16 protein-coding genes are annotated in these 19,380 nt (G+C 70.2%); 11 read left to right on the top strand and 5 right to left on the bottom strand.

Annotation, left to right across the window (positions count from 1 at the left end; translation table 11 throughout):
- Nucleotides 1–60 precede the first annotated feature (60 nt).
- Complete coding sequence (gene der, locus IE262_RS14870; RefSeq protein WP_134040181.1) at nt 61–1,533, top strand: ribosome biogenesis GTPase Der; 1,473 nt, start codon at nt 61–63, stop codon at nt 1,531–1,533.
- A gap of 89 nt (nt 1,534–1,622) precedes the next feature.
- Here the strand turns inward: der and IE262_RS14865 are convergent, their stop codons facing one another.
- Nucleotides 1,623–2,042, bottom strand: coding sequence for a hypothetical protein (locus tag IE262_RS14865; protein WP_189874028.1), 420 nt, complete (start codon nt 2,040–2,042; stop codon nt 1,623–1,625).
- A gap of 236 nt (nt 2,043–2,278) precedes the next feature.
- A complete protein-coding gene (locus IE262_RS14860; RefSeq protein ID WP_189874024.1) occupies nt 2,279–3,055 on the bottom strand; it encodes a DUF8842 C-terminal domain-containing protein in 777 nt (258 codons plus the stop codon).
- Nucleotides 3,056–3,594: 539 nt separating this feature from the next.
- Here IE262_RS14860 and IE262_RS14855 point away from each other — a divergent pair.
- From IE262_RS14855 to IE262_RS14835, 5 genes are all read left to right on the top strand, one after another.
- Entirely contained in the window at nt 3,595–4,251 is a 657-nt protein-coding gene (locus tag IE262_RS14855) for a LysM peptidoglycan-binding domain-containing protein (RefSeq protein WP_189874022.1), read from the top strand.
- Nucleotides 4,252–4,626: 375 nt separating this feature from the next.
- Nucleotides 4,627–5,175, top strand: a complete 549-nt coding sequence (locus IE262_RS14850; RefSeq protein WP_229877261.1) for an MTB12 C-terminal domain-containing protein — start codon at nt 4,627–4,629, stop codon at nt 5,173–5,175.
- 165 nt (nt 5,176–5,340) lie between these two features.
- Entirely contained in the window at nt 5,341–6,603 is a 1,263-nt protein-coding gene (locus IE262_RS14845; protein WP_189874020.1) for a glycosyltransferase family 4 protein, read from the top strand.
- On the top strand, nt 6,603–7,430 hold the full coding sequence (locus tag IE262_RS14840; protein ID WP_189874093.1) for a hypothetical protein: 828 nt from the start codon (nt 6,603–6,605) through the stop codon (nt 7,428–7,430). Before IE262_RS14845 ends, IE262_RS14840 begins: the two co-directional genes overlap by 1 nt.
- Before the next feature lie 379 nt (nt 7,431–7,809).
- Nucleotides 7,810–8,025: an I78 family peptidase inhibitor gene (locus tag IE262_RS14835; RefSeq protein ID WP_134040189.1), complete on the top strand. Its 216-nt coding sequence runs from the start codon at nt 7,810–7,812 to the stop codon at nt 8,023–8,025.
- 108 nt (nt 8,026–8,133) lie between these two features.
- Here the strand turns inward: IE262_RS14835 and IE262_RS14830 are convergent, their stop codons facing one another.
- Nucleotides 8,134–9,183: a phosphatase PAP2 family protein gene (locus IE262_RS14830; RefSeq protein WP_134040191.1), complete on the bottom strand. Its 1,050-nt coding sequence runs from the start codon at nt 9,181–9,183 to the stop codon at nt 8,134–8,136.
- 251 nt (nt 9,184–9,434) lie between these two features.
- Nucleotides 9,435–10,595 carry a glycosyltransferase family 39 protein gene (locus IE262_RS14825; RefSeq protein WP_189874018.1) on the bottom strand — a complete coding sequence of 387 codons (1,161 nt, stop codon included), beginning with the start codon at nt 10,593–10,595 and terminating at the stop codon, nt 9,435–9,437.
- Between the two features lie 268 nt (nt 10,596–10,863).
- Here IE262_RS14825 and IE262_RS14820 point away from each other — a divergent pair, with 268 nt between their 5' ends.
- Both IE262_RS14820 and IE262_RS14815 read left to right on the top strand, forming a co-directional pair.
- Complete coding sequence (locus IE262_RS14820; RefSeq protein WP_189874016.1) at nt 10,864–12,492, top strand: MFS transporter; 1,629 nt, start codon at nt 10,864–10,866, stop codon at nt 12,490–12,492.
- A gap of 153 nt (nt 12,493–12,645) precedes the next feature.
- Nucleotides 12,646–13,836 (top strand): acyl-CoA dehydrogenase family protein, encoded by a 1,191-nt coding sequence (locus IE262_RS14815; RefSeq protein ID WP_134040197.1) that lies wholly within the window; start codon nt 12,646–12,648, stop codon nt 13,834–13,836.
- A gap of 168 nt (nt 13,837–14,004) precedes the next feature.
- On the opposite strand, the gene IE262_RS14810 is transcribed toward IE262_RS14815, so the two are convergent.
- Nucleotides 14,005–14,442 carry a cell division protein SepF gene (locus tag IE262_RS14810; protein WP_134040199.1) on the bottom strand — a complete coding sequence of 146 codons (438 nt, stop codon included), beginning with the start codon at nt 14,440–14,442 and terminating at the stop codon, nt 14,005–14,007.
- Nucleotides 14,443–15,217: 775 nt separating this feature from the next.
- Here IE262_RS14810 and IE262_RS14805 point away from each other — a divergent pair.
- The 3 genes from IE262_RS14805 to IE262_RS14795 all read left to right on the top strand — a co-directional run bounded on the left by IE262_RS14805 (nt 15,218) and on the right by IE262_RS14795 (nt 19,198).
- Entirely contained in the window at nt 15,218–16,105 is an 888-nt protein-coding gene (locus IE262_RS14805) for a S1 family peptidase (protein WP_373305049.1), read from the top strand.
- 491 nt (nt 16,106–16,596) lie between these two features.
- Nucleotides 16,597–17,502, top strand: a complete 906-nt coding sequence (locus tag IE262_RS14800; protein WP_134040203.1) for a S1 family peptidase — start codon at nt 16,597–16,599, stop codon at nt 17,500–17,502.
- A 613-nt stretch (nt 17,503–18,115) separates the two neighbouring features.
- Nucleotides 18,116–19,198, top strand: coding sequence for a S1 family peptidase (locus IE262_RS14795; RefSeq protein ID WP_189874012.1), 1,083 nt, complete (start codon nt 18,116–18,118; stop codon nt 19,196–19,198).
- The last annotated feature ends 182 nt before the right edge of the window (nt 19,199–19,380 follow it).

Here is a 19,380-nt window from a genome sequence, read left to right as displayed (position 1 = left end):
GTGGATCACCCGGAACCCGGGGGCTCCACCGATCACCACGATGAACGAGGTACCGACTTCATGAACGACCACATCCCCTCCGACGGCTCGGAGGAGTACGAGCACGGAGAGCTCGGCGACGCCGAGTACGCAGCGTTCATGGAGCTCGCCGCGGAAGAGGGCTTCGACGTCGAGGACGTCGAGGGCGCCATCGAGGCGGCCGGGCACGGGCCGCTGCCCGTCCTCGCCGTCGTCGGCCGTCCGAATGTCGGCAAGTCGACACTCGTGAACCGCATCATCGGCCGTCGTGAGGCGGTCGTCGAGGACAAGCCGGGCGTCACCCGCGACCGCGTCACCTACGAGGCCGAGTGGGCGGGCCGCCGCTTCAAGGTCGTCGACACCGGCGGCTGGGAGCAGGACGTCATGGGCATCGACGCCTCCGTCGCCGCCCAGGCCGAGTTCGCGATCGAGGCGGCCGACGCGGTCGTGTTCGTCGTCGACGCCAAGGTCGGCGCCACGGACACCGACGAGGCCGTCGTACGGCTGCTGCGCAAGGCGGGCAAGCCTGTCGTCCTGTGCGCCAACAAGGTCGACGGCCCGAGCGGCGAGGCCGACGCGGCCTACCTGTGGTCCCTCGGTCTCGGCGAACCGCACCCGGTGTCCGCGCTGCACGGCCGCGGTACCGGCGACATGCTGGACGCCGTCCTGGAGGCGCTGCCCGAGGCACCCGCGCAGACCTTCGGCACCGGGCTCGGCGGCCCGCGCCGTATCGCCCTCATCGGCCGCCCGAACGTCGGCAAGTCCTCGCTGCTGAACAAGGTGGCGGGCGAGGAGCGTGTCGTCGTCAACGAACTGGCGGGCACCACCCGCGACCCGGTCGACGAGCTCGTCGAACTCGGCGGCGTCACCTGGAAGTTCGTCGACACGGCGGGCATCCGCAAGCGCGTCCACCTCCAGCAGGGAGCCGACTACTACGCCTCGCTGCGTACCGCGGCCGCCGTGGAGAAGGCCGAGGTCGCGGTCATCCTGATCGACGCCTCCGAGTCCATCTCCGTGCAGGATCAGCGCATCGTCACGATGGCCGTCGAGGCCGGGCGCGCGATGGTCATCGCGTACAACAAGTGGGACACCCTCGACGAGGAGCGCCGCTACTACCTGGAGCGGGAGATCGAGACCGAGTTCGGTCAGGTCGCGTGGGCGCCCAGGGTCAACGTCTCGGCGCGTACCGGTCGGCACATGGAGAAGCTGGTCCCGGCGATCGAGTCGGCTCTGGCGGGCTGGGAGACCCGGGTCCCGACGGGCCGCCTCAACGCGTTCCTCGGTGAGCTGGTCTCCGCTCACCCGCACCCGATCCGGGGCGGCAAGCAGCCGCGTATCCTCTTCGGCACCCAGGCGGGCACCAAGCCGCCGCGGTTCGTGCTCTTCGCCTCGGGCTTCATCGAGGCCGGCTACCGGCGCTTCGTCGAGCGGCGGCTGCGCGAGGAGTTCGGCTTCGAGGGGACGCCGATCCATATCTCGGTGCGGGTGCGCGAGAAGCGCGGCAAGAAGAAGTGACGTCTGCGTCACGGTGACGGCGAGGAGGGCGGCCTTCGCAAGGGGTCCGGGAGGTCCGGAGGCCTTGAGGAGGCCGTCCTCCTCGTGTGTCAGTGTCCTCGGCGTGGGCCCGGTGGCAGCGCGGCCGGGATGTGGTGCATGCCGGTGTGGCCGGTGGGCATCCGGCCGACCGGCTGCCACACGGATGCCACCGGGGCCGCGGCGCCCTGGTGCCGGGTGCCCTGCTGGGGGGCGAAGTGGCCGGTCGCGTGCGGGGCCGCGCCATGGCGGCCACTGTACGTGCCCGACTGGTACGCACCGTACGAGCCGGTCCCGTGCGTGGAGTTGGCGAAGAAGGGGTGGAACCCCAGATCCTCCTCGCCGTGACGGTCACCGGGCAGTGCCCGGTAGGACTTGACCCACTCGGCGTAGAGAGCGTCGTAGATCGGCGTGGCCGAGGGGCCCTGGGCCGGCCGCAAGGACGGACTCGACGGGTAGGCGTGGCGGCGGGGAACCTGGTATGCGTGCACGTCTGAGCCAACGACCTCATGGCCCAACGGATGCGGCCGTTAGGCCGAATTGGACGAGGGGCAGTTCAGCGCCCCCGCAAGGGGCGCGGGGCGGTGACATCGTGCGCATCTGCCGAACGACCGGCACGCAGCCGACGAGCGCACCCGTTCAGGGTCGCGGGGAACTGCGCAACAAACCCCGTACCACCCGCACGCGACCGATGAGCGCACCCATGACGGCGCCCACAGCGGAGCGCTCACGTGCCGGCCAGGGGAAGCGTCGCCGCCACCAGCTTCCCGTTCGCCGCGGCCTTGTCGAGCGCGTCGCGCAGCAGGTCCTCGCGGGGCTGGCGGCCGATCGAGCCGACCGGGGCCGCGAACAGCAGCACCTGCTGGTGCTTGTTGGCGGCCGCGCGCCAGCTGTCGGCGACCTGGAGCGCCTGGTGGGCCTGCCACCAGGCGACCGGCCGGCCGCTGCCGTCGCTGCCCGGCTGGAGGATGGCGTGCAGCTGGCCCATGGCGAGCAGCACGGACCAGCCGTGCAGCACCGACGGGACCGAGTCGATCTCGGTCAGCGGCATGAAGCCCTGTTCGATGAGCAGCGGCAGGAAGTCGTCGCCCGTGGTGGTCGTGCCGGGGCGGGCGATGGGGGCGGTCGGTTCGACGACGAGCGCAGGGTGCAACTCGCCGTTGATCAGGACGAGTCCGCTGGTGACGCCCAGCACGGCCTGCTCGACCGCGGCCTTGGCGGTGCCGCTGTCGGCCGAGATGGACCGGACGGCGCCCTGCAACTGCTCCTCCGTGACCTGGACGACCTGCGAGGGCAGACAGGTGGCGTGGGCGAAGGCGAGGACGGCGGTCTCGTCGCCGATGAACAGGACGGTGCTGGTGCGCTCCTGCTCGGAGTCGCCCGGGGTGCGGCAGGACGTGCAGTCGTAACTGCCGGGGGCGTTCTCTCCGGCGAGCAGCCGGTCTGCTTCTTCGTCGCCGATCTCGGCGCGTACGTCGTCGCTGACGTCGAGCATGCGCGGCACGGGTGGCTCCTCGGGATGTGATGCGGGGCGACAGCCGGGTGGCTCCCGGCCCATGAGCGCGGGTGGCTCCCGGCTCATGAAAGGACAACGGGCGATCTGTGGCCGGAGTCACGCCCGGGAGCGAACGGAATCGAACCATCCGAAGCGCAGCGTGAAGCCGCGGGCGGAACCTGTCACTCCACGACAAGTTCTTGGATTTCCAAGGAAGTTACGACGGTGAAGTGGGTCACAGATCGCCCGGGAGCGTGGTTGACAAATCCCGACATCAGGCAATGAAGTGGGTGTCCGAAAATGGACGGTACTCGCGGTAACGGTGAACTGGCCTCGAACGACAGGGCGTTGGTTGATAGCGGGCCGCCGGGCTCTCTAGATTCCTCGGCCGAGTGCAACGAGCACCGCTCGGGTCGTCCGCCGGCCGCAGCACCGTCAGTTCCTCAGCACCATCGCCGGCGGACGGGGCGGAGTACGACGACCGCGTCCCGTGCGTGGGGAGTCGTAGGCCGCCTTGGGGGATCCCGGGTCCTGCGAGAGGGAAATACATGTCCGCATGTGCCGACAACACCCACGACGGCACGCGTAAGACGCGAACGACGCGTACGACGGCGGTCCTCGCCGGGGCAGCACTGCTGGCCCCGCTGGGCCTCCTCGCCGCCGGCGGCGACGCCGTGGCGGCGGACAGCGGCGTCTGGGACCGCATCGCCCAGTGCGAGAGCGGCGGAAACTGGCACATCAACACCGGCAACGGCTACTACGGCGGACTCCAGTTCGCCGCATCCACCTGGCGCGCGTACGGCGGCACGGCCTACGCGGCCACCGCCGACAAGGCATCCAAGGCCCAGCAGATCGCGATCGCCACGAAGGTCCAGCGCGCTCAGGGATGGGGCGCCTGGCCCACCTGTTCGGCCCGCGCCGGGGCGTCCGGCGGAGCGCCCGCCGCGCCGTCCACCGGCTCGGCGTCCGGAGAGTCCGCCAACTCGGCCTCCCCCGGGCAGTCGTCGAAGACGCCGGCTCGCCCGTCCGGCCACACCGGCCGTGGCACGCCCCGGGGTGGCGACTACACGGTACGCAGCGGTGACACGCTGAGCGGCATCGCCGCCCGGCACGGGACCACCTGGCAGCGCATCTACGCCGCCAACAAGGCCGTCATCGGCGGTGAGCCCGATCTGATCGTGCCCGGGCAGCGGCTCGACATCTGAGTCAACTCCCCGTCCTGGGCACGGGGTCCCGACCGGCACGCCGGTCGGGACCTAGGGCTTGTTTCGAAAGTCCCGCCTGCCGCCCGGCGTCTGGCACGCTCCCCCACTGCCTTAAGGGCGTGGGAGGTACCCCCACTCGCCGCACCGGGCGAAAGCCCAAGTACATCCAGTACGAGGGCTTCCGCCCGGCACGCCGAGAGCACGCACCAGACGCCGCTCGGCCCGCCCTCCGGGCGGACGACGGGACTTTCGAAACAAGCCCCAGGCGTTTCCGGCGGGCACGGTCCGCTGATGGAGTTGCACGATGCCCGGTGTGAGCTGACCCTGAAAGCACCAGGCACACACGGCCCGGACCGACAACCGGTGGTGAGCCAGATGGTTCTCGGGAGCTACCTCAGGGGGAGCAGCGGACGGCTGGGGGCACTGACCGCGGGGGCGGCCCTCGTCCTCGCCCTCACGGCCTGCGTGGACGGCGGCAAAGGCGACAGCGCCGTGTCCGCCCGTACGGCGGACAGGACCACGAGCGTCGTGGCGACGCCCAGTGCCACCCCGAGCGGGGCCCAACCGGCCAACCCGGCGGCGGCCAAGAAGGAGATCACGGCGAACTGGGAGACGTTCTTCAACTCCCACACGTCCAAGCAGGACCGGCAGGCCGTCCTGGAGAACGGCAAGCAGATGGGGCGGGTCCTCGACGCCCTCGACCGCGCCGAGCGCGGACGGCAGATCGAGGCGAAGGTCACGAAGATCGAGTTCACCTCGGCGACCGACGCGAAAGTGACGTACTCGCTGCTCATGAAGGGTGCTGTTGTCCTGCCGAACGCGAGGGGCACCGCGGTCGAGCAGAACGGCACCTGGAAGGTGTCCGCCAAAACGCTCTGCGGACTGATCAAGCTGAGCGGCCATCGGTCGGCCCCGGGCTGCTGACGGCGTCGCGGCCCGAAAGGTTCCCCGTATCACCTACCGATCACCTATCGATCGGGCAACTGCTCCAGCACGAGTTGATGATGAAGCCCAACCAAGTGCGGGGGTTCCGGGTCCAACCATCAGTCAGACGGATGAGACTGCGGAAACAGGGGGCTCGGGGGACGTATGCATATGTCTTTCCTCATACACAACGCGTACGGCATCGGGGGGACGATCCGGACCACGTACAACCTCGCGAACGCTCTTGCCGAGCAGCACGACGTCGAGATCGTCTCGGTCTTCCGCCACCGTGACGAACCGGTCTTCACGCCCGGCTCCCGGGTCCGCGTGCGCCACCTCGTCGACGTCCGGCCGGAAGGCGCCGACGCCGGGGACCCGGATCTGGGGCGCCCCGCGCGCGTCTTCCCGCGCGCGGAGGGCCGTTACGAGCAGTACAGCGCCCTCACGGACCGGCGAATCGCCGAGCACCTCGCCACGGTCGAGGCGGACGTGGTCGTCGGCACCCGGCCGGGCCTGAACGCGCACCTGGCCCGGGAGACCCGCCGTGGCCCGGTCCGTGTCGGCCAGGAGCACCTCACGCTCGACAGTCACCCCGCGGCCCTGCGCGCCACGCTGCGCGGCCTCTACCCGCGCCTCGACGCGGTCACCACGACCACGGAGGCCGACGCCCGCGCGTACCGCGACAGGATGCGGCTGCCCGGTGTCCGGGTGCAGTGCGTGCCCAACCCGGTGCCCCGGCCGGGCATCGACCCCGCGGACGGCTCCGGCCGGTGGGTCGTCGCGGCCGGACGGCTGGCCCCCGTCAAGCGGTACGACCTGCTCATCAAGGCCTTCGACACGGTGCGCGCCCAGCGGCCCGACTGGCGCCTGCGGATCTACGGGGGCGGCAGGCAGAAGGACCAACTCCGCGAGCTCGTCGACCGGTTGGGCCTCTACAACCACGTCTACCTCATGGGCCCGGCTCACCCCATCGAGCCGGAGTGGGCCAAGGGCTCCATCGCCGCCGTCACCTCCAGCATGGAGTCCTTCGGCATGACGATCGTCGAGGCCATGCGCTGCGGCCTGCCGGTCGTCTCCACCAACTGCCCGCACGGGCCCGGCGAGATCATCGACAACGGTGTCGACGGGCGTCTCGTCGAGTCCGGCAACGTCCAGGCCATCGCCCAGGGCCTGCTCGAACTGATCAACGACGACGCGTTGCGGCAGCAGATGGCGCACGCGGCGCTCACGGACTCCGAGCGCTTCGACCCCTCCCGTATCGCCGAGCGCCACGAGTCGCTCTTCTCCGCACTGCTCGCCCGTGGCGGGAACTCACCGGGCGGGCGGGCGCGAGGTGCGCTGCACCGCGCCCGGGGAGCGCTGCTCGCCGGGGTGTACGCCGTACGGGACGCGGGACGCACCGCTTCAGGGAAGGGACGCACCTCATGATGACCCCGGCTCCGTCCGCAGCGAACCAGCACGTCCACGAGGCCCCCGTCACGGCTCCGCGTGCCGACTGCGTCGCCGACTCGGCGGGCGGCCTCACCTTCGACGTCACCGACCGGGGCGGGTCCGCGCCCGCCCACCTCCTGCTGAGGCGCCGCGACAGCGAGCAGGAGGTGCGCCTGCCCCTCAGCCCGGCCGCCGACGGCCGCCTCAGGGCCGCCCTGCCCAGCAGCGTCGAGCTCCCCGAGGGCCGCTGGGACGTGTACGTCCAGGTGTCCGACGGCGAGCCGTGCCGCCTGGCGCCCGGCGTCAACGACCTGCGCGCCCTCGTCGACCGCGTGCCCGGCGCCGCCCCCGGGCATGTCGCCGCGCGTATCCCGTACGCGACCAAGTACGGCAACCTCACCGTCCGTAGCTGGCTGCGCGACCCGCACGCCGAGGCGGGCGAACTCCTCGTGGGCAAGGACGAGCTGAGTGTGAGGGCGCGGGTGTACGGCACCCGGCTGGCGCCGGACGCGTGCGTCGAGCTGGTGGCCAGGAAAGCGCCGGCCGCTGTGGTGCGCGCCGGTCTCACCGCCGACCGGTCCGAGTTCCGCTTCACCGTGACGTACCCGGCTCTCCGCCCCGGCCTGTGGGACCTGTGGCTCCGGCCGGACGGGGAGACGGGGCCCCGGGTACGGATCGCACGCCTCCTCGACGACATCGCCGACAAGAAGCCGATCTTCATCTACCCGAAGGTGACGCTGGAGACCGAGTACGGCCGGGTCACGGCGGGGCCCTACTACACGGGGGACAACGACCTCGCGGTGAAGGTGGCCGTGGTGGAGTGACGCGCCGGCCGGGCCGTCCCCGCCGCTGCTCGACGAGGGCCTGCTACGAACCATGTATTGCCCGTGCGGTGGGGGCTTCCCGGGAACACCGGTAATCGGAATGAAATGCGGTCTCCGCGTGATCGGCGGCACGCTTTCCGGGGCATTATTCGAGACGGCGTCAAGCGGGCCGGGAATTACGTGCGACAACGGACGTGACACGTACGGAACCGCTCGTACGTGTGACGCGGTTCGGCCTCTCACGCGTGTCGTGGTCCTGTGACACAAGTGTGACCGCCGGGGAACAGTGACCCTCTGCCACACCCGGCCCGGCCGGTCCGGGAGCGCCTCGGCGGGCCCGGGCTTCCGCGGGCGCGGGGCGCCGCCTAACGTGGCCGTCATGGCACCCATCCCCACTCCGTCCCAGGAGCCCCAGGACAGTCCGGACACCTACGTCGGCCTTGAGGCGAGCAGCGCCGAGCGCCGCGCCCGGGAGCACGGCTGGTCCACGGTCCGGTCGCTGCCGCCGGGCGCGATCATCACCATGGAGTACCGCGTGGGCCGCCTGAACTTCGAGGTCAAGGACGGCCGCGTGACGCGCTGCTGGAAGGGCTGAGACCACGGAGAGGACCACAGACGAAGGCCCGGCCCCTGAGGGAGCCGGGCCTTCGCCGTGCGGAGTGAGGGTGTGCGTACCGGCTCCGCTGTCCGTGGCTGCTTCGTGTCAGCCCCCCGCGACGGGGCGCGCCGACGTCGTACTCCGTGGCGCCCGGTCGGAGTGCGGCGGACGGCGGCTGCCGACCGGCGTGACCGGGATGCGTTCCGAACGTGTGGTGTGCGGCCCCGACGACAGGTGCAGCGGCGGCCGGGTGGACCTGGCCGCGACGGAGGTGTCCCGGGCCGTGCCCGGGTCCTGGGCGGGCGAACGCAGCGGGGAGGCGCCCACGGACGCCGTCGCCGACGGGAGTCCCCCCGCCGCAGCCGGTCCGAGAGCGGGAGAGGCGGCCGGAGCGCTCAGACGTGCCCACCAGGCGTCCCGCAGCGACAGGATCCAGATCTCGGCGCGTGCGATGAGCGGCTCGAACCAGGGCAGCGCCAGCAGGATCAGCAGTCCGGCGGCCCAGCCCAGCAGGACGTCGCTCAGCCAGTGTGTGCCGAGGTAGACCGTGGTCAGGCCCACGCCGAGCGAGGTCACGGCGGACAGCGCGGACAGCCAGCGCCGGGCTCTCGGCGTGGAGGCCAGATAGGCGAGGATGCCCCAGGTCACCACGGCGTTCGCGGTGTGGCCCGAGGGAAATATGTCGCCGCCGAGCCACATCTCGTTCGAGCCGATCGAGGTCGCGTAGTGCGGTCCGAGGCGGCCCATGCCGAGCTTCGCGGCGCCGACCGTGACGTTCAGCAGCAGCAGCGACACACCCAGCGCGAGCAGCGGACGCAGGGTGTGCTGCCGCCAGGAGCGCCAGCCCAGCCAGGCCGCCACCATCACGGCGGTGGGGCCGCGCTGCCCGAGGACCACGTAGTAGTCCAGGAACGCGTGGACCTCCGGCCACTGCTGGTACGGCCGGAAGAACATGAGCTGCCAGTCGAGGCGGACCAGCCACGAGGTGATGAGCACGGCCCACACGATGGCCGCGTAGAAGGCCAGGGTGGCGGCGAAGAGCACCACCCTGTGCCTGCTCATCACGGGCACATTGATGTGGGCCGGTCGTTCCGGCTCACGGTCCAGCCGCGCGAAGACCCGCTCAAGGCGCGTCAGGAAACGTTCGGTACACACTCAATCGACGTTACAGCGAGTGAGCGCTGTCCCGGCCCGAATCACTCGCTTTGTGATGACGATGTGATGTGGGATTGCTCTCAGGAAGAGGTTTATTTTCAAGGAATCCGTAATCAGCGGGATGCGCCGCCTTCAATTCCGTTGATCATTCGGCGTCCTGGTTTTATGGCCATTTTGGATTCGTTCACCGAATGCTGGTGTGGAATTCTCCGTCCGCTCACGGAGCGTTGGCCGGCGGACACCGGGAACGGTCAGGGCGGACCGGAGCCGCTCAGCCAGAACGCCCCGTAGAGCGCGGACGCCACGGCGACTGCCCCGAGAACCGGCCCTGACCTGGTCGTACGCAGCCCGGCCAGGGCCCTGGCGAGCGGCAGCAGCAGGGGGAAGGCGGGCATCAGCAGGCGCGGTTTCGAGCCGAAGTAGCCGGACGCGCCCAGGGCGAGCGCGACCACGACCCCCGTGTACACCGGCAGCGGGAGCGGCTGCCGCTGCCGGATGCCCGCCACGTACAGCCAGATCACCAGCGCGACCCCGAGGACCAGCCCGACGCCGGCGAGGGCCGACGGGAACGACGTGAACTTTCCGGCGACGAACCGGGCGAAGGCGTAGCCCCCGTCGAAGCCGTTGCGCCAGCCCGCCTGCACGTCCAGATATCCGAGCGGGCCCCTGCCCGTGTGATGTCCCACCCACAGCACGTAGCCGGCGGCGCCGAGCGGCGCGAGCAGCATGCCGAGGGCGCGCCGCCACATGGGGGCGCCGTCCGGCTCCACCGTGCTCCGATCTCCTGCCAACGAGGGAGCGAGCACCGCCGCCCACACCGCCACGGCCACCGCGAGGCCCACCGGGCGGGTCAGCCCGGCGAGCGCGGCGAGCGTGCCCGCGGTGACCCAGCGGCCGGTCAGGACCGCGTACAGCGCCCACGCGGCCAGGGCGGTGAACAGCGACTCGGTGTACGCCATCGACTGCACGATCCCGACCGGCAGCACGGCCCACAGCAGCACCGCGCAGACACCTGTCCGGCGCCCGTACACGTGGTCCGCGACGGCGAAGATCCCCCAGGCCGCGGCCAGCGAGGCGAGCGTGCTGACGACGAGGCCCGCGTCCGCGTACGCCAGCGAGGTCACCGCCGACACGGCCCGCTCCAGCCAGGGCAGCAGCGGGAAGAAGGCGAGGTTCGAGTGGATGTCGCCGTTCGGGAGCCGGACCTCGTAGCCGTAGCCCAGGTCCGCGACCCTGACGTACCAGAGCGAGTCCCAGCGGGCGGCCAGCAGGGTGTACGCGCTCTTGTCGCGTGCCGCGCTCCACACGGCGAGAGTGACAAGGCCCAGGGCCCGCACGGCGGCGTACCCGAGGAGTGCGGGGGCGGCCCTTGCGAGGAGGGGTGGCGCCGGGCGCGTTGCAAGGTCGGTCACGCGCTCGATTATCAAGGCCGTCCGGAAGCGGGCGCCCATATCGGGCGGGGGTGAAGGGTGTCGGCCGAAGGGAGCGTGGCGCACGCCACACGTTGTCCGAACGTTCCATGAGAGGCCCACCACGCGCCACCGGCGTGTTCTCGCGTACCCTGACGGCTCACTCGCCTTTGTCGCGGACCCGGGACACCGCTCCTCCCGGGCTGTGGCCGCCGGGGAGTCCCCACCCCGCGGCCCGCCGAGCGCGAGGGATCATCTGGGAGGTACGTACATGTCCGGGACGACCACGGCCGCTGCGCGGTGCCGTCGGGCGGCCGGGAACGGTGCCAACCGCTGGGTCGTCCTCGTCGTCCTCTGCGCCAGCCTGCTGCTGGTCGCTCTCGACGCCACGGTGCTGCACGTCGCGGTGCCCGCCGTCACGGAGGACCTCAAGCCCAGCGGCGTCGAACTGCTCTGGATCGTCGACGTCTACCCCCTCGTCTGCGCCTCGCTGCTGATCCTCTTCGGCACGCTGGGCGACCGGATCGGCCGCAGACGGGTGCTCCTCCTGGGCTACGGGCTGTTCGGTGTCGCCTCGGGCCTGGCGGCCGTCGCCGAGAACGCCTCGATGCTGATCGGCGCCCGCGCGCTGCTCGGGGTCGGCGGCGCCATGATCATGCCCGCGACGCTGTCGATCCTGCGGCAGGTGTTCCCCGACCGGCGCGAGCGGGCGCTGGCGATCGGCGTCTGGACCGGCGTGGCCGCGGTCGGCGCCGCCGTCGGCCCCCTGCTCGGCGGTTTCCTGCTGGAGCACTTCTGGTGGGGCTCGGTCTTCCTCGTCAACATCCCGCTGATGATCGTGAGCCTGCCGGTCGGGCGCCTGCTGCTGCCCGAGTCGACCGGCGACCGGAACGGGCCCTGGGACGTGGTGGGCGCGCTGATGGCCGCCGCCGGTCTCTTCGGCGTCGTCCTCGGCGTGAAACGGCTCGGCAGCGGAGACAGCCCGTTCGACCTGTACACGCTGTTTCCCCTGGTGCTCGGCGCCGGGCTGCTGGCCGCGTTCGTACGGCGGCAGAAGCGGCGCCCGCACCCCCTGGTGGACCTGCGGATGTTCGCGCGCCCCGCGTTCAGCACGTCCGTCGGCTGCATCGTGCTCGCGATGCTCGCGCTGGTGGGTCTGGAACTGATCGCGGCGCAGTACCTGCAACTGGTGCTGGGGCTGTCCCCGCTTCAGACGGGCCTGCGGATGCTGCCGCTCACGATCGCGGCCATGGCGGCCGGGCTGCTCGGAGCGCAGATGCTGCGCCGCTTCGGGCCCCGCCGCATGGTTTCCGTGGGCTTCTGCCTCACGGCGGGCGCGGTCGTCCTGCTCACCGTGATGGGTACCCAGGACAACCCCGCCCTGCTGCTCGTCGGCTTCATCCTGCTCGGCTTCGGCCTGGAGACGACGCTCTTCGGGGCGTACGAGTCGATGCTCAGCGAGGCGCCCCAGACCCAGGCGGGCGGGGCCGCGGCCATCGGCGAGACGTCGTACCAGCTCGGCGCGGGCATCGGTATCGCCCTGCTCGGCAGCGTGATGAACGCGGCGTACAAGCCCGGACTCTCCGGCGTGCCCGGCGTCCCGGAGTCTGCCTCGGCGGCGGCCGGGCACTCGCTGGGCGAGGCGTACCAGGTGGCCGGGCGGCTGGGCGGTTCACCGGGCGAGGCGCTGCGCCATGCCGCGCGGGACTCCTTCGTGCACGGACTGCATATGACCTTGCTGGTCAGCGCGGCGTTGTTGCTGCTGGGTGCTGCGATGGCGCTGCGGTTGCCGCGGGTCATGGAGTGCGGGGCTCCCGCGGCGGGCTCGACGGACGTCGCCCCGGTGCCCGCGCCTCGGGAGGCGAACGCGAAGGTGCGGGCGGAGTCGTCCGTGAGTTGACTGACGTGAGCGAGCCGACTGCCTTGAGGGCGTGGGGCACCGCGGCTGCGCCGTCGGGGCTGCTCGCCGTTGCGGCGGAAAGAAGTGGCGTCGTACCGTCGGCGTTGACCTTGGACTAGCGCTGCTAGTTTTCCTGAGCCGGAGGCCGCCCCGATGACCGCTTCCCCCAAGCTGCCGCCCTTCGACCCCACCGATCCGCTCGGTATCGACGAACTGCTGGACGCGGAGGATCTCGCCGTCCGCGACACCGTGCGCAAGTGGGCCGAGCGGCGAGTGCTGCCCCATGTCGCCGAGTGGTACGAGAAGGGCGAGTTGCCCGGGATTCGTGAACTGGCGCGGGAACTGGGCGAGATCGGCGCCCTCGGGATGTCCCTCAGCGGGTACGGGTGTGCCGGCGCCGGCGCCGTGAGGTACGGCCTCGCCTGTCTGGAGCTGGAGGCGGCCGACTCGGGAATCCGGTCCCTGGTCTCCGTGCAGGGCTCCCTCGCCATGTACGCCATCCACCGGTTCGGCAGCGAGGAGCAGAAGCAGACGTGGCTGCCGCGCATGGCATCCGGTGAGGTCATCGGGTGCTTCGGGCTGACCGAGCCGGACCACGGATCCGATCCCGCGTCGATGCGCACGTACGCGAGGCGTGACGGTGGGGACTGGGTGCTGAGCGGGCGGAAGATGTGGATCACCAACGGGTCCGTCGCCTCGGTCGCCGTGGTCTGGGCGCAGACCGAGGAGGGCATCCGCGGGTTCGTCGTGCCGACGGACCGTCCCGGATTCGCCGCGCCCGAGATCCGGCACAAGTGGTCCCTGCGGGCGTCCGTCACCAGTGAGCTGATCATGGATGAGGTGCGGTTGCCCGCGGATGCCGTGCTGCCCGGGGCTATCGGGCTCAAAGGGCCGCTGAGCTGTCTGTCCCACGCCCGGTACGGGATCGTGTGGGGTGCGATGGGGGCGGCGCGGACCTGTTTCGAGGCCGCCGTGGACTACGCGAGGACGCGGGAGCAGTTCGGGAAGCCGATCGGCGGGTTCCAGCTCACCCAGGCCAAGCTCGCCGACATGGCGGTCGAACTGCACAAGGGGATCCTGCTCGCCCACCACCTGGGGCGTCGGATGGACGCGGGACGGCTGCGTCCGGAACAGGTCAGCTTCGGCAAGCTGAACAACGTACGGGAGGCGATCGAGATCTGCCGTACCGCCCGGACGATCCTCGGTGCCAACGGGATCTCCCTGGAGTATCCGGTCATGCGGCACGCCACCAACCTGGAGTCCGTGCTCACCTACGAGGGCACCGTCGAGATGCACCAGCTGGTGCTGGGCAAGGCACTCACCGGCCTCGACGCGTTCCGGTGATTCCCACCACCGGCGGCGAGTGAGCCGAAGGGGCGCGCCTGTGTCGAGAGGACGAGCGCGCGGAGGCCCGAAGGGCTGAGCACGGTCGGCCTCTCGACACAGGCTTTGGCGTCCCGGAGGCGAACCGAGCCACAAAAAAAGGGGGGGCGGGGCGGGTGAGTCCCTTGCTCAGCTCTGGTTGAAGAAACCGTCGGACTGACGGCCCGCCGGCTCGCCGCTGACGATCTCCGTGTCCGCCGGGGTCAGCAGGAACACCCGGTTCGAGACCCGTTCGATCGAACCGCGCAGACCGAAGATCAGGCCGGCCGCGAAGTCGACGACGCGCTTGGCGTCGGCGGGCTCCATGTTCGTGAGGTTCATGATGACCGGGACCCCGTCCCGGAAGAGCTCGCCGATCTGCCGGGCGTCCCGGAAGCTGTCCGGGTTGACCGTGCCGATCCGGCGGCCCTTCTCATGAGCGGATTCGGACGCGACCTTCACACGCGGGTCGGTGACCCAGGCATCGCCGGACTCCTGCCCCTCGGCGTAGTCGTCGTCGTAGTAACGCTCGTCATCGTTGTCGTCGACGAGGCCAAGCCAGGCACTCGCCTTGCGCACCGATCCCATGGACGCCTCCTCTCACAGCGGTCATTCTTGCTTTCCGCACCCCTATCGTCGTCCATGATGCGGATGGCGCGCCAAGTGATTGGACACCGCGCTGGGGTTTCGTGACGGTACTGGTGCAGAACCCGTTCGTCGAGAGCCCGTGTGTCCCAAGGGCTGCACTGTGCATGGCTGCTGACTGTGAGTGAAATAATATTTGTTTCGGCGGACGGGTGATGAGCAGCGCGTACGGGTGAACGACGCGGCCCGTACGATGCGCCGGCTCTGCGGTGGGCAGCTCGGCGGAACGCCGGACGGGCACTCAGTCCGAGCGCGAGCGGTCAAGCCGGCGTGTGACTGCCGAGAGGCGAGGCGCGCTCCCCGAAGGAAGAGACAGGGGGAGGGGTGTGCCTGTGTGAAGGCGCGGCGCCCGGGCGTGAAGGGGCGTGCTGGGTGAGTACGGAGAACCGCTGGACCTCGCCGTCACGGCGGGGAGTGCAGTCTGCTCCGACCGAAACAAAAGGAAACACACCGGCTGATTCCTTGGGGCCACTTCGGCGCGACCCGGGGTCTGCGCGGAATCCTCACATGGATGTCGCGAGATCAAATGCCGCCGAAACGGGCCAAGCTGAATGACCCGCTCCGGATGCCCTCTTGCGTCACTCGACTGCGTGGCCGAATACTCCCTCCAGCGTCTTGTCAGGGACACGGCGTGTTCGAAAATCGGACACGTCCCTTGGCTCACGCCTCACGGGCCCCAAACCCCACAGAGGGCCCCCAACTTCCCCAGGAGGGAACTGTGAGGATCACGCGCACCACCCCCCATGGCGGTGTCTCCAGACGAGCCCGGCTGATCGCCGTGACCGCCGGACTCGTGGCCGCGGCCGCGATCACCGTGCCCACCGCGCAGGCGAGCGACGCGCAGACCTTCAGCACCGCCCAGCTCAAGAGCGCCAGCTCTGCCGTCCTTGAGGCCGATGTGGCGGGCACCGCTTGGGCGATCGACCCGAAGACCGACAAGGTCATTCTCACGGTCGACAGCACCGTCTCCCAGGCCGAGATCGCGAAGATCAAGAAGGAGGCGGGCGTCAACGCCGGCGCCCTGACGATCAAGCACACCCCCGGCAAGTTCCGCCCGCTGATCGCCGGCGGTGAGGCCATCACCACCGGCGGCAGCCGCTGTTCGCTCGGCTTCAACGTGACGGCCGGCGGCGTCTCCTACGCGCTGACTGCCGGTCACTGCACCAACATCAGCAGCAGCTGGTCCATCGGCACTCGCGCCGGTACCAGCTTCCCGAACAACGACTACGGCATCATCCGCCACTCCAACCCGTCGGCGGCGGACGGTCGCGTCTACCTGTACAACGGCACGTACCGGGACATCACCTCGGCGGGCAACGCGTACGTGGGCCAGTCCGTGCAGCGCAGCGGCAGCACCACCGGGCTGCACGGCGGTACGGTCACCGGCCTCAACGCCACGGTCAACTACGGTTCCAGCGGCATCGTGTACGGCATGATCCAGACCAACGTCTGCGCCGAGCCCGGCGACAGCGGCGGCCCGCTCTTCTCGGGCAGCACCGCGCTGGGCCTCACCTCCGGCGGCAGCGGCAACTGCTCCACCGGCGGTACGACGTTCTTCCAGCCGGTCACCGAGGCCCTGAGCGCCTACGGCGCCTCGGTCCTCTAGTACCCCTCGCCGGCGCTTCGGGGTGACGGCCGGATTCGCTCCGGCATCCGCACCACCGAACCCGCGCAGCCAGTAACCAGGTGAGCCCCCGCACGGCAAGTGCCGTGCGGGGGCTCACCCTTGTCCTTCGGGCGGAGCTGGATCTCGCCGACCGCTGGACATCGCCGTCGCGGCCGGCGAGCGCAAGCCGCTCCGACCGCCACAAAGGAAAACACACCGGTCCATTCAGAGGAGCCACTCAGGCGCGACCAAGGGTCTGCACAGAATCCTCACATGGCGGGTTGGGAGATCAAGTACCGCTGCTGATGGGCGAGTTGATTTTTATGCGTCCGAACGCCCTCTTGCGTCACTCGGCCGCATGACCGAATACTCCCCTCAGCGCCTTGTCAGGGGCACGACGTGTTCGGAATCCGGACGCATTCCTTGACTTGCGCCTCACGGGCCCCCAACCCCACGGCGGGCCCCCGACTTCCCTCAGGAGGGAACGTACTGTGAGGATCACGCGCACCACCCCCCGGAGCAGCGTTGCGAGACGGACTCGGCTGATCGCCGTGACGACCGGACTCGTGGCCGCGGCCGCCGTCATGGTCCCCACCGCGCAGGCGAGTGACGTGCAGACCTTCAGCACCGCCCAGCTCAAGAGCGCCAGCTCTGCCGTCCTTGAGGCGGATGTGCCGGGTACCGCTTGGGCGATCGACCCGAAGACCGACAAGGTCCTCCTCACGGTCGACAGCACCGTCTCCCAGGCCGAGATCAAGAAGATCAAGGACGCGGCCGGCGGCAACGCCGGTGCTCTGACGATCAAGCGCACCCCGGGCAAGATGAACAAGCTGATCAAGGGTGGCGACGCCATCTACGCGGATAGCTGGCGCTGCTCCCTCGGCTTCAACGTGAAGAACAGCAGCGGAGCCGACTACTTCGTGACCGCCGGTCACTGCACCGACGGCGCCGGCACCTGGTGGTCGAACTCGGGTAAGACGACGACGCTCGGGACCACCTCGGGCTCCAGCTTCCCGACGAACGACTACGGCATCGTCCGGTACACCAACTCGTCCGTCACCAAGTCCGGCACCGCCGGCAACGTGGACATCACCCGTGCGGCCACCCCGAGCGTGGGCACCAGCGTGATCCGCACCGGTTCCACGACGGGCACCCGCACCGGGACCGTCACCGCCCTCAACGCGACCGTCAACTACGGTGGCGGTGACATCGTCTACGGCATGATCCAGACCACGGTCTGCGCCGAGCCCGGCGACTCCGGCGGCCCGCTCTACGGCAGCAACGGCACCGCCTACGGTCTGACCTCCGGCGGCAGCGGCAACTGCACCTCCGGCGGCACGACGTTCTTCCAGCCGGTCACCGAGGCCCTGAGCGCCTACGGGGTCAACGTCTTCTGACCGGTGCGCACGGCCGGAGGACGCTCCGGCGCCAGCGCGGCAGAACCTGCAGCAGGCAACAGGCGAGCCCCCGCACGGCAAGTGCCGTGCGGGGGCTCCCGCTTGTCCGTGTGACGGGGTGACCGTTGAAGGGCACCGCTGCGGTCGCACGTGCGGGGCCGGGGCTCAGGTGATCCTGCCGACACCCCCTTGCAACGGCCCAGCAGGGGCCTGACGTGACACAGCAGCACCCTGCGGCAGGCGCCGCAGCAACCGGTGCAGGAGCAACTGCCGCCTCTTGAACCGCGGTCGGATCCGGACCCCGAGGGGTCGGCATTCGGACAGGACTAGACCTCGCCGGCCGTAGAGGGATAACCCTCGGTTGTCGTGTTTGCAGTGGGGACCCACCCGGTGTGGCCACCGCGGGTTTACACGCGTCACGCTGCGGACGGCGCGCACCGGTTGACGCGCGCGCGTCCTGAAGTCGGCCTTGTGTGCTCCCTGGACGCCTCGGGATAGTGGTCGTCGTCCATTGGCATGGACGCGCTCTTTTCGGGCAGCAGATCCGTGCCCACCTTCCGGTTCCCGAGGTCCCCACAACGTCCGGAACCGACCCCCCACAGGAGGACGTGAGTTGAAGCACCGACGCATACCCAGGCGGCGCGCGGCCGTGGCAGGTGCGGGTATCGCCGCACTGGTGGCCGCGGGAGTCACCTTCCAGACTGCGAACGCGAGCGAGAACGCGAAGACCCCCGACCTCAAGATCCTCTCGGCCGTGGCGGCCGGAAACCTCGCCTCGACGCTCGGCGAGGACCTCGGCGGTGACGCGGCGGGAACGTATTACGACGCGAAGGCCAGGCACCTCGTGGTGAACGTGCTCGACGAGGCGGCGGCCCAGGCCGTCGAGTCGGCCGGAGCCAGGGCGCGGGTCGTCGAGAACTCCCTCGCCGAGCTGAGGAGCGCCCGTACGACGCTCAAGGAGGACGCCACCATCCCCGGCACCTCGTGGGCGACCGACCCGAGGACCAACAAGGTCGTCGTCACCGCGGACCGCACGGTCTCGGAGGCCGAGTGGGCCAAGCTCACCGAGGTGGTCGACGGTCTCGGCGCGAAGGCCGAACTCAAACGCACGAAGGGGGAGTTCAAGCCCTTCATCGCGGGCGGTGACGCCATCACCGATGGCAGCGGCCGCTGCTCCCTCGGCTTCAACGTGGTCAAGGGCGGGGAACCGTTCTTCCTGACCGCCGGCCACTGCACCGAGTCCATCTCCACCTGGTCGGACTCCAGCGGCAACGAGATCGGCACCAACGAGGACTCCAGCTTCCCCGACAACGACTACGGCCTGGTCAAGTACACGGCCGACGTCGACCACCCGAGCGAGGTCAACCTCTACAACGGCTCCGTCCAGGAGATCACGGGCGCGGCCGAGGCCACCGTCGGCATGGAGGTCACCCGCAGCGGTTCGACGACCCAGGTGCACGACGGCACGGTCACCGGTCTGGACGCCACCGTGAACTACGGAAGCGGCGACATCGTCAACGGTCTCATCCAGACCGACGTCTGCGCCGAGCCCGGCGACAGCGGCGGCTCGCTCTTCTCGGGCGGCGACGCGATCGGCCTCACCTCCGGTGGCAGCGGCGACTGCACCTCCGGTGGCGAGACGTTCTTCCAGCCGGTCACGGAGGCACTGTCCGCGACCGGCACCGAGATCGGCTGACACCCTGCACAGCTCGGACCCGCAGGCTTCCCGTGCCTGCGGGTCCGAGTGCGTCCGGGGTCGGGAGGGACGGTTCGCGCCGCCGCTCAGCCCGCCATGTCATGTCCCCACGGACGGATTCGACGGGTGTTTCCGCAGGTGGGACGGGTTCGAACGGGTGTCGTACATGAGTTCGAGATTGG

This window comes from Streptomyces bluensis, assembly GCF_014650715.1.
Classification (GTDB): Bacteria; Actinomycetota; Actinomycetes; order Streptomycetales; family Streptomycetaceae; genus Streptomyces; species Streptomyces bluensis.
The sequence above is the reverse complement of the archived record's forward strand: the minus strand, read 5'-3'. Positions and strand labels throughout refer to the sequence as shown.

Bases quoted from the DNA above. Each gene is read 5' to 3' on its own strand.
- IE262_RS14850 (WP_229877261.1), top strand. From the start codon at position 4,627: ATGGTTCTCGGGAGCTACCTCAGGGGGAGCAGCGGACGGCTGGGGGCA.
- der (WP_134040181.1), top strand. From the start codon at position 61: ATGAACGACCACATCCCCTCCGACGGCTCGGAGGAGTACGAGCACGGA.
- IE262_RS14840 (WP_189874093.1), top strand. From the start codon at position 6,603: ATGACCCCGGCTCCGTCCGCAGCGAACCAGCACGTCCACGAGGCCCCC.
- IE262_RS14845 (WP_189874020.1), top strand. From the start codon at position 5,341: ATGCATATGTCTTTCCTCATACACAACGCGTACGGCATCGGGGGGACG.
- IE262_RS14820 (WP_189874016.1), top strand. From the start codon at position 10,864: ATGTCCGGGACGACCACGGCCGCTGCGCGGTGCCGTCGGGCGGCCGGG.
- IE262_RS14835 (WP_134040189.1), top strand. From the start codon at position 7,810: ATGGCACCCATCCCCACTCCGTCCCAGGAGCCCCAGGACAGTCCGGAC.
- IE262_RS14815 (WP_134040197.1), top strand. From the start codon at position 12,646: ATGACCGCTTCCCCCAAGCTGCCGCCCTTCGACCCCACCGATCCGCTC.
- IE262_RS14810 (WP_134040199.1), bottom strand. From the start codon at position 14,442: ATGGGATCGGTGCGCAAGGCGAGTGCCTGGCTTGGCCTCGTCGACGAC.
- IE262_RS14855 (WP_189874022.1), top strand. From the start codon at position 3,595: ATGTCCGCATGTGCCGACAACACCCACGACGGCACGCGTAAGACGCGA.